1 protein-coding gene is annotated in these 284 nt (G+C 64.4%); it reads left to right on the forward strand.

Annotated elements, in window-relative coordinates; genetic code table 11:
* On the forward strand, positions 1-284 hold a 284-nt coding region (locus tag ACMUOY_RS20655; RefSeq protein WP_413894583.1), incomplete at both ends, for an ATP-binding cassette domain-containing protein.

Genomic DNA, 284 nt, shown 5'->3' on the forward strand with positions numbered 1-284 from the left:
TCGGCCGGCGTCTACGGACTGGAAGGCAACACCCGGCGCGAGCGCATTGCCGAGATGATCGAAACCTTCGATCTGGGCGACTGGCTGTCCGCCACGCCCGATTCCCTGCCGCTGGGCCACAAGCAGCGCCTGGCATTGGCTTGTTCGCTGATGCACCGGCCGCCCGTGCTGTTCCTAGATGAACCCACTTCGGGCGTGGACCCGATCACCCGGCGCGAATTCTGGACCCACATCAACGGACTGGCCCGCAAGGGCGTGACCATCATGGTCACCACCCACTTCAT

This window comes from Candidatus Skiveiella danica (assembly GCF_022705245.1).
Lineage (GTDB): Bacteria > Pseudomonadota > Gammaproteobacteria > Burkholderiales > Burkholderiaceae_C > Skiveiella > Skiveiella danica.